This is a genomic window from Yoonia sp. (assembly GCF_017854565.1).
Taxonomy (GTDB): Bacteria; Pseudomonadota; Alphaproteobacteria; order Rhodobacterales; family Rhodobacteraceae; genus Yoonia.
In genome coordinates this window covers 1-8,125 of record NZ_JAFMHJ010000076.1, presented here as the reverse complement: position 1 = coordinate 8,125, position 8,125 = coordinate 1, and the positions used below count along the sequence as shown (strand labels likewise).

Annotated in this window: 6 protein-coding genes and 1 pseudogene; 5 read left to right on the top strand and 2 right to left on the bottom strand. The window is 60.5% G+C overall.

From position 1 onward, the window contains the following. Positions 1–295: 295 nt before the first annotated feature. Positions 296–1,300 (bottom strand): substrate-binding domain-containing protein, encoded by a 1,005-nt coding sequence (locus QZ196_RS16645; protein ID WP_296428441.1) that lies wholly within the window; start codon positions 1,298–1,300, stop codon positions 296–298. Then, complete coding sequence (locus tag QZ196_RS16640) at positions 1,297–2,664, bottom strand: ROK family protein (RefSeq protein ID WP_296428439.1); 1,368 nt, start codon at positions 2,662–2,664, stop codon at positions 1,297–1,299. The genes QZ196_RS16645 and QZ196_RS16640 overlap by 4 nt, the downstream gene beginning before the upstream one ends. 229 nt (positions 2,665–2,893) lie before the next feature. Here QZ196_RS16640 and QZ196_RS16635 point away from each other — a divergent pair, with 229 nt between their 5' ends. The 5 genes and pseudogenes from QZ196_RS16635 to QZ196_RS16615 form a co-directional block, all read left to right on the top strand. Continuing rightward, positions 2,894–3,715 (top strand): sugar phosphate isomerase/epimerase family protein, encoded by an 822-nt coding sequence (locus QZ196_RS16635; protein ID WP_296428437.1) that lies wholly within the window; start codon positions 2,894–2,896, stop codon positions 3,713–3,715. A gap of 57 nt (positions 3,716–3,772) precedes the next feature. Further along, the gene (locus QZ196_RS16630) at positions 3,773–4,894 is read left to right on the top strand and encodes a substrate-binding domain-containing protein (RefSeq protein WP_296428435.1); all 1,122 of its coding nucleotides are present in this window, start codon (positions 3,773–3,775) and stop codon (positions 4,892–4,894) included. 104 nt (positions 4,895–4,998) lie between these two features. After that, positions 4,999–6,165: a Gfo/Idh/MocA family oxidoreductase gene (locus QZ196_RS16625; RefSeq protein ID WP_296428433.1), complete on the top strand. Its 1,167-nt coding sequence runs from the start codon at positions 4,999–5,001 to the stop codon at positions 6,163–6,165. 23 nt (positions 6,166–6,188) lie between these two features. Next, positions 6,189–7,730 (top strand): sugar ABC transporter ATP-binding protein, encoded by a 1,542-nt coding sequence (locus tag QZ196_RS16620; RefSeq protein WP_296428430.1) that lies wholly within the window; start codon positions 6,189–6,191, stop codon positions 7,728–7,730. Further along, positions 7,723–8,125, top strand: a pseudogene (locus tag QZ196_RS16615) (ribose ABC transporter permease); the annotation flags it as partial. The gene QZ196_RS16620 and the pseudogene QZ196_RS16615, both read left to right, overlap by 8 nt.

The following is an 8,125-nucleotide window of genomic DNA, read 5'->3' as shown; positions in this document are numbered from 1 at the left end:
CGCTGCGAGCGTGAACTCGGATTGCCCCTCCCGCGAGAGCCGACATTGAGCAATCCTCAAAATTAAACCTTTGTCAGTGCCGCCGCAAGGCAGCAGTGAGCCCAAACGGACCGCGCTATTGCTGGCTGTCTTCGCACCCGTAGCTTTCCAACGGTCAGCAAGGACGACCCTCCTCGGTCATTGACTGACAGCGTTTTCGTTTTGATGGAGTTCAAGATAGCGGTTTCTCGTCAGCGCTGCAGGAGTCTATGCAGCTCAACCAATTGACACCGAGCGAACGGTTCGACTCTTGCCGTCAGGGCGCAAGGCCAAGCAAGCGCAGAGCCTCGCGGGGGGCAGGCTTTCTCCAGATGATCTGAAAGCTGTCAGCCACATTGCTTTGAGCCACGGACATTCCAGGTATGGCGATCCAGGCCGGTACTGTCCGGTCTAAAAGTGCGAGGATCGTCGTACAGGCAGCGGCAACCCCTTGCTGAAAGGGCAATTGGGCGGCCACGCTGACGAATTGCCGCCCCGCTGCCAGCGCGATGGCGACATCTTCGCCCAAATCGACCGTCGCCATAGCAGGTGTGTAACCCGCCGACTGCAGCCGGGTCGCCACCGCGTTCGCGGGCGTGTCCCAGACCACGAAGAAGGCCGAGATATCGGGGTGGTCCGCAATCATCTGCAGGGCGAGTTCGGCGGCTTCATCCATGTCACCGAACCGCCGGACATGACTGCGCACGTCGGGGCGGTTGGCCTGCAACCAATTAGCAAAGGCGATCTCGCGTTCGTTTGTGGCGAAGAAGTCTGCTGCAAAGCCAAGGACACCTACCGCCGCCCCCTCGACCAGATGCGGGGCAAGGCCAGCAGCGGCCATTTTTCCCAACCCGAAATTATCCGATGACACCAACGAGGTGTAATGCGTTCCGGGCAAGAGGCCCGTGGGAACGTTCTCCAGAAGTATCAGTCGGATGCCAGCCTCCGAAACCCGCCGGAATGCAGCTGCAACCTGTTCGTTGGCCACGGGCAACGCCACGATTGCATCCGGTGCCGCCACGATCAGTCGGTCTAATTCGGACACCTGCCGATTCACGGAGAAACCGCAATCGATCACCTCGGTGACGACCACACCACAATCACCGAAGATGCCCAGCATGCCGGAGATCTGCTGTTTGGTCCAATCGCCGTCCAGCGTATGCAGCACGATGGCCACGCGTCTGGTTGCCGCCCTCGCGGCGGCCAGATCCTCTGGCAGCAGGCTGACCCGTTCGGGCGGCGATGCGCGCTCACCATGGGGCCCGAGTCCCGAAATCGTCACGGTGCGATCCTCCCTGGGTCAGATGGCGGCAAATGATTTGGTGGCGGCGGTTCGGCCTTGTCGGCAGGGCCGTGGTAGGCGACGAAACCGGGATGCATGTTCGGTTTTCCGTGAAGGATCCAGTCCTTGAGGAAGGAAGGTGAAAACAGCGCTTCGGATGCCACCCGCGCGGCGCCGACCAGACCGGCGGAACTGCCCATCTGCGAGCAGATGATCCGTAGATCCCGCGTCACCAATGGATGGGACGCTCCGTAAACCGTTTCTCGGATGCCCGCCAACAGATTGTCATTGGTCTGGACCAGCGTGCCCGATAGCACGATGATCTCGGGGTTCAGGGCGTTGGCGAGGGTCGCTACGACTTGCCCGATAAGATGCCCCGACTTCGACAGGATCGCCGACGCCGCAGGATCGCCGATCTGAGCGGCCTGTGACACTTCAATTGATGTAATCTCGGCTCCGCGACGCAAGAGATCTGCCAGAACCGGACTGCGGCCGCTCTCCGCCGCGGCGCGCCCTTCGCGCTCGATCATGTCGGAGCCTGCCATCACGTCCAGCGTGCCGGTTACCCCGTCCGACACCACTGGCAGCGCACCGATCAACCCCGCCGCTCCCTGCGCCCCGCGGTAAAGTTGCCCATCGCAGACGATCCCCGCCCCGATCCGGCGGCCGACCTTTACAAACAGCATGGAGCGCAGGCCGTGCCCGGCACCGGCGTGCAATTCGCCCATCGCCATGGTTTCGACGCTGGAGCGAATCCAGACCGGCACGCCAAACTGGCGGGTCAGGGTTTCAACCAGTGGGAAGTCTTCCCATGCGGGAAGGACGGGAGGCGTGGTGGTCATGAAGGCATCGTCGCGCCCGGAAGGCACCGTGCCGGGAACCGAAAGGGATATCCCCCAAGGCGCGGTGGGCGTGACCTGACGTTCCAGACACCAGTTGAAAAGGGACGTCAGCCTGTCTGCCAGTTGTGCCACGGGGGCGGTCAAGTTGGCGGCCTCGTGGTGTTGGGTCAGCAGGTTTCCCGACAGATCCGAAACGCCTACACCGATCGACATCTGATCCAGCGTCGCCAGCAAAATCAGCCCGCGACGGGCCGAGAACTTAACGAGGCGCGGTGCTCGCCCACCAGTCGCGTGGCCGAGTTCGCTTTCATCGACAAGGTTCAGATCCGATAGCAGTTGCAGTCGGTCCGCCACCACTGCCCGGCCCAGCTCAGCCTCTCGCTCCAGTTCCTGCCGCGTCGAAGCGCGCTCAGTCCGGATCAAGTTCAGGATTTCAATCAGCGAGGGGATTGCCGTTTCGCTGGTGCGCGGACGGCCCTTACCGCGCAAGCGGGATGATTCGGCGGCGGCATTCGCGTCCATCGGCAAAAGAGGCTCCTCAAGTAGGTGCAACAGGAATAGTCGGCCTGGTTCCGTCGTTCAAGTGGATACTTTTGCATTTAATATGCAAAAGTCATACAACTTATGCATAAAAACAGTTGACCTATGCTGATTTCGGTCCTACTGCTTCTCTCACGGTCAAGACGGCCGTCAGGAAGATCGCTTCGGCAGGCAAGACCGCGCCGGACACGCAATGAGGGAGGGGTCACAGATGGCCGGATGGAAGCTGGCGTATCACGCCAATTGCTGGGGGGCGCTGGGCGGTAATGCCGAGGGCGTCACCTCAATCACCCAACTCAGCTATCGCACCTTTGGCGCAATGGATCGCGCCTTTGCCGACATTGCGGCGGCGGGCTATCAGGGGGTGGAGCTGTTCGACGGTAACTTGCTGGATGCGTCAGCTGCGGAAATGCGGCAAAGTCTGGCAGACAACGGGCTGAAGCTGGTCGCAGCCTACGCCGGTGGGAACTTCATTTTCGACGACATCCTGCCAGATGAACTTGCGCGAGTAACCCGTGCAGCTGACCGTGCCGCCGAACTTGATGCGCCGCATCTGGTGGTGGGCGGCGGGGCCAAGCGGTTCGACGGAGTGCGCGAGACAGATTATCACAAGCTGGGCGGCGCGCTGGACCGCGTCAAGGCGATTGCCGATGCCCGGGGATTGCGCGCACACTATCACCCGCACCTGTCCACCATCGTTGAGGGGCCGTCCGAGGTTGCCAAGATATTCGATCTGACGGCAATCGATTTCTGCCCGGACACGGCACATCTGGCCGCTGCCGGGGGCGATCCTGCGCAACTCATCCGCGATCACGCGGCGCGCATTTCTTACATCCATCTAAAGGGGTTCCAGAAAGACCCCTTTGCCTTCACCCCACTAGACCGAGGCGACGTGCCGACCGGGCCAATCCTTGAGGCGATCCGGGACGTGGGTTTCGCGGGTTGGATATGTACCGAACTGGACAGCTGGGACGACCCCGCCGCAGGGGCGCGGATCAGCATGGAATATTTGAACCGGGCGATGGCGGACTGACAGCCAGGCCCTTTACCGGGGGGTGACCCCCCATCTCTTCTCTGGGAGGAAGAAATTATGCTCAATCGACGTGTTCTTTTAGGTTCGGCTACCGCCTTTGCGCTGGCCTTCGGGCTGAACGCCCCCGCCTTCGCCGACCCTGACGCAGCCTTGGCCGCGCTACAGGAAACTGTGCTATCCAAGGGACCGAACGGCGAAGAGCCGACGGCGCCGTCAACCGTTGTCCTCAGCGACGAGGAAATGGCTCAGATCCGGGCGATGGGGGCCACCGCCGCCATCGTCATGCACTACGGCGGCAATGACTGGTCTCGCGCCCAGATTAACGGGCTACAGACGCAGTTTGCCGCGATGGGCATCGAAGTCATCGCGGTTACCGATGCCGGGTTCAAACCGGAAAAGCAGGTCAGCGACCTAGAAACCATTATGGCGCAAGAACCAGACATCATCGTGTCGATCCCCGCTGACCCCACCGCCACTGCGGCGGCTTATCGTGCAGCGTCCGAGGCAGGGGCCCATTTGGTATTCATGGACAACGTGCCGACCGGTTTTGTGGCCGGTGAGGACTTTGTCTCAGTCGTCTCGGCGGACAATTACGGCAACGGCGTCGCCGCAGCACATCTGATGGCCAAGGCCCTAGGGCCGGACGGTGGGGATATCGGTCTTGTCTATCACGCCGCCGACTTCTTCGTGACCAAGCAGCGCTACGATGCCTTCAAGGCGACTATCACCAGCGATTACCCCGAAATTAGGATCGTGGCAGAACAAGGGATCGGCGGGCCGGACTTTTCTGGCGACGCGGAAAAGGCAGCTGGGGCGATGTTGATATCAAACCAGTCGATCAAGGGTATTTGGGCTGTCTGGGACGTGCCCGCTGAAGGCGTGATTTCCGCCGCAAGGTCGGCAGGGCGGGATGATCTGGTCATCACAACCGTGGACCTTGGTGAAAACGTGGCGATTAACATGGCACAGGACGGCTTTATTCAGGGTCTTGGTGCGCAGCGTCCTTATGATGCGGGTATCGTCGAGGCCAAACTGGCTGGCTACGCACTTTTGGGCAAAGAGGCCCCGGCATTTGTAGCACTGCCCGCGCTCCCCGTCACAAGGGAAAACTTGCTGGAAGCCTGGACGCAAGTCTACTCCGCCGAAGCGACCGACAACATCAAGTCGTCGATGCAATGATCACTGTGGCGCGGGGATAATCCCCGCGCGACATCTGAGTCTTCGGCTCGGCAGATTATTTCCTGGCCGGACCGATGCCTCTCCCTCAGCCACGGAGACTCAAAATGACTAAAGTGATGAATGTCGCCATGATCGGCGGCGGGTTCATGGGCAAGGCGCACGCCATGGCCTATGCGTCGATGCCAATGTTCTTCTGGCCCGCCCCGGCCATTCCGCACCGCAAGATCGTGGTTGATATTACTGATGGAGCAGCCGAAGAGGCGCGTCAACGCTTCGGCTTCGACGAGGCCAGCAGCGACTGGCGTGCCGTGATAAACCGGCCGGATATTGACGTCGTGGATATCTGCACCCCGAACAACGTCCACGCCGAAATCGCCATCGCGGCGGCAAAAGCGGGCAAGCACATAATTTGCGAGAAACCCCTCGCGCGCACTGTTGAAGAGGCTCGCGCGATGACCGAAGCGGCCAAGGCCGCAGGTATAATCCACATGGTTGCATTCAACTACCGCCGCACGCCCGCCGTGGCTTTGGCGAAGAAGTTCATCGACGAAGGCCGCATCGGTCGCATCCTGAATTTCCGTGGCACCTATCTGCAAGACTGGTCGGCTGATGAGAATGGCCCGCTGTCGTGGCGGTTCCAGAAAAAGATCGCGGGCTCTGGCGCGGTGGGCGATATCGGCACCCATGTCGTCGATCTGGCGCACTATCTTGTCGGCCCCATCGCCGAGGTGATCGCAATGACCAAGACCTATGTGGAAACGCGCCCGATCCAACAAGGCGGCGTCGATAAGCTGGGTGCGTCGGAAAAGGCTGCCGATGTAGAGCGCGCGCCGGTGGATGTCGACGACGAGGTGATCTCGATGCTGCGCTTTGATGGCGGTGCCATCGGGAGTCTTGAGGCGACGCGGAATGCCTGGGGCCGCAATAACTTTATCACGCTCGAAATCCACGGCACCAAAGGGTCGATCCACTTTAACTACGAACGCCGTGACGAATTGCAGGTCATGTTCGCCGACGATCCGGCGGATGCGCGCGGGTTCCGCACGATCTATACTGGCCCTGCGCACCCCTACGGAAATGGCTTGTGGCCGATTCCGGGCTTGGGCATCGGTTATTCTGAGACGAAGATCGTGGAATGTTTCGACTTCTTCAGCGCCATCGCCTCTGGCGAGCAGCCCAGCCCCAACTTTGAAGACGGGCTTTTGACAGAGCTGGTTGCCGATGCCATGCTGCGTTCGGGCGAAACCGGCAAGTGGGAATCGGTAAAATGACCACCCCTGTTGCTGCAGTTCGCATGACTGGGATCTCCAAATGCTTCGGCGGTGTACGGGCGTTAGACAACGTCGACCTAGAAGTTCTGGAGGGCGAGGTCCATGCCTTGCTGGGCGGTAACGGGGCCGGAAAATCGACTATCCTAAAGGTGCTGAACGGGGTGCATAGCGCCGATGAAGGCACTGTAGAGGTGGCGGGCCAGAAACTTGCCGGTGCTACGCCCGAAGCTGCCCGTGCTGCGGGCGTAGCGATGAACTTTCAAGAAATGTCACTGGTTCCTACCCTGACCGTGGCGCAGAACGTGTTTCTGACACGCGAGGCCCGCGATGCGCGCGGCTTGATCGATGACGCCGACTCCATCCGCCGCGCCGAAGCGATCTTCGAGATGCTGGAAGTGGAGGTAAACCCCCGTGCCCTAGTGGGGGATTTGGGAGCTGGGCAGAAGCAGTTGACAGAAATTGCCAAGGCTATCAGCCAGGACGCAAGGGTCCTGATCCTCGATGAACCATCGACTGCACTGGCCGTTTCAGATGTAGAACGGTTGTTCGTATTCCTGCGTAAGCTGAAGGCCAAGGGTGTGGCGATCATCTATGTCAGTCACAGGATGGATGAAATTGCCCGCATCGCGGACCGCGCCACGATCCTGCGCGACGGGCGTCACGTAATCACGGCGCCAATGGCTGATCTGCATGTTGACACAATGATCGAACATATTGTCGGGAGACGATCAAAGGGGTTTGCTGATGTCTTGCGCGGCGAGGTGACTAAAGGCGATGCGTTGCTAGAACTGAAGGCCGTCTCTGGGCCGCACAAGCCCGAAAACGTCAGCTTTACTCTCCATCGGGGTGAAGTGCTGGGGTTGGCAGGGCTTCTCGGCTCAGGCCGCTCGGCGCTGGCGCGGGTGATCGCGGGGATTGAACCTGCCGTCGCGGGCGAGATCGCCATCAATGGCCGCGCGGTGCAGATCCGCAGTCCGGCAGATGCGATTGCCGAAGGGGTGGCACTGGTGCCCGAAGCCCGCGCCACGCAGGGAATTATCCCTGCCCACAGCGTTGCCGACAATATGGTCATGGCCGTTCTGGGCCGCATCACTAAAGGTGGTCTTGTGGATCGGATCCAAGCCCGCGAGATAACCGACAAGATGATCCAGCGTCTGTCAGTCAAGACGGCCAGTCGGGATCATGCTGTCTCTACACTTTCGGGCGGCAATCAGCAGAAAGTCGTCATCGGGAAATGGCTGGCCACTGACCCCGACATCCTGATTTTGGATGAGCCCACCGCAGGTATCGACATCGGATCGAAATCCGAAATCATCCGCTTGGTGCGCGACCTTGCGATGGCGGGCAAAGGGGTGCTGGTGATCTCATCCGAGCTTTCGGAACTTCTGACCGCCTGTGACAGGATTTTGGTGATGGCCGATGGCCGCGCACATCAGATGCTGGACCGTGCCGATCTGGACGATCCGACCGAGACCAACCCCGAACATGCCCTGCAAGCCGCCGAGCGGCGCCTGCAGATCGAGATCCAGAAAGCTCTGACCGCAAAGGAGGCCACACATGGCTAATGCAGTATCAGCCCCCAGCAGGACCCTGTTCGCGAATTGGCGGCATAACATCATCTACATCGGCTTTGTCGTGATCTTTCTGATCTTCGCGGTGACGTTGAGCGACAAGGGGTTCCTGAACCCCAACAACTTGCTGAACATCGTAAGGCAGACGGCGATGATTGCCGTCATGGCGATCGCAATGACCTTCGTTCTGTCGGCTGGAGAGATCGACCTTTCCGTAGGTGCGGTTGCCGGGTTGACGACGGTAACCGTTGCTATGGCCATCGCCGTAGCGGGCCCGATCGGTGGGGTCGCGGCAGGTATTGCCACCGGCCTCGCGGTCGGCATGTTCAACGGCTGGCTGACAACCCGCATCGGGATCCCTTCGTTTCTGACGACCCTTGCGATGATGG

What these genes read in the sequence shown, in the direction of transcription:
- QZ196_RS16635 (WP_296428437.1), top strand. Translation starts at nt 2,894, where the DNA reads ATGGCCGGATGGAAGCTGGCGTATCACGCCAATTGCTGGGGGGCGCTG.
- QZ196_RS16640 (WP_296428439.1), bottom strand. Translation starts at nt 2,664, where the DNA reads ATGGACGCGAATGCCGCCGCCGAATCATCCCGCTTGCGCGGTAAGGGC.
- QZ196_RS16630 (WP_296428435.1), top strand. Translation starts at nt 3,773, where the DNA reads ATGCTCAATCGACGTGTTCTTTTAGGTTCGGCTACCGCCTTTGCGCTG.
- QZ196_RS16625 (WP_296428433.1), top strand. Translation starts at nt 4,999, where the DNA reads ATGACTAAAGTGATGAATGTCGCCATGATCGGCGGCGGGTTCATGGGC.
- QZ196_RS16620 (WP_296428430.1), top strand. Translation starts at nt 6,189, where the DNA reads ATGACTGGGATCTCCAAATGCTTCGGCGGTGTACGGGCGTTAGACAAC.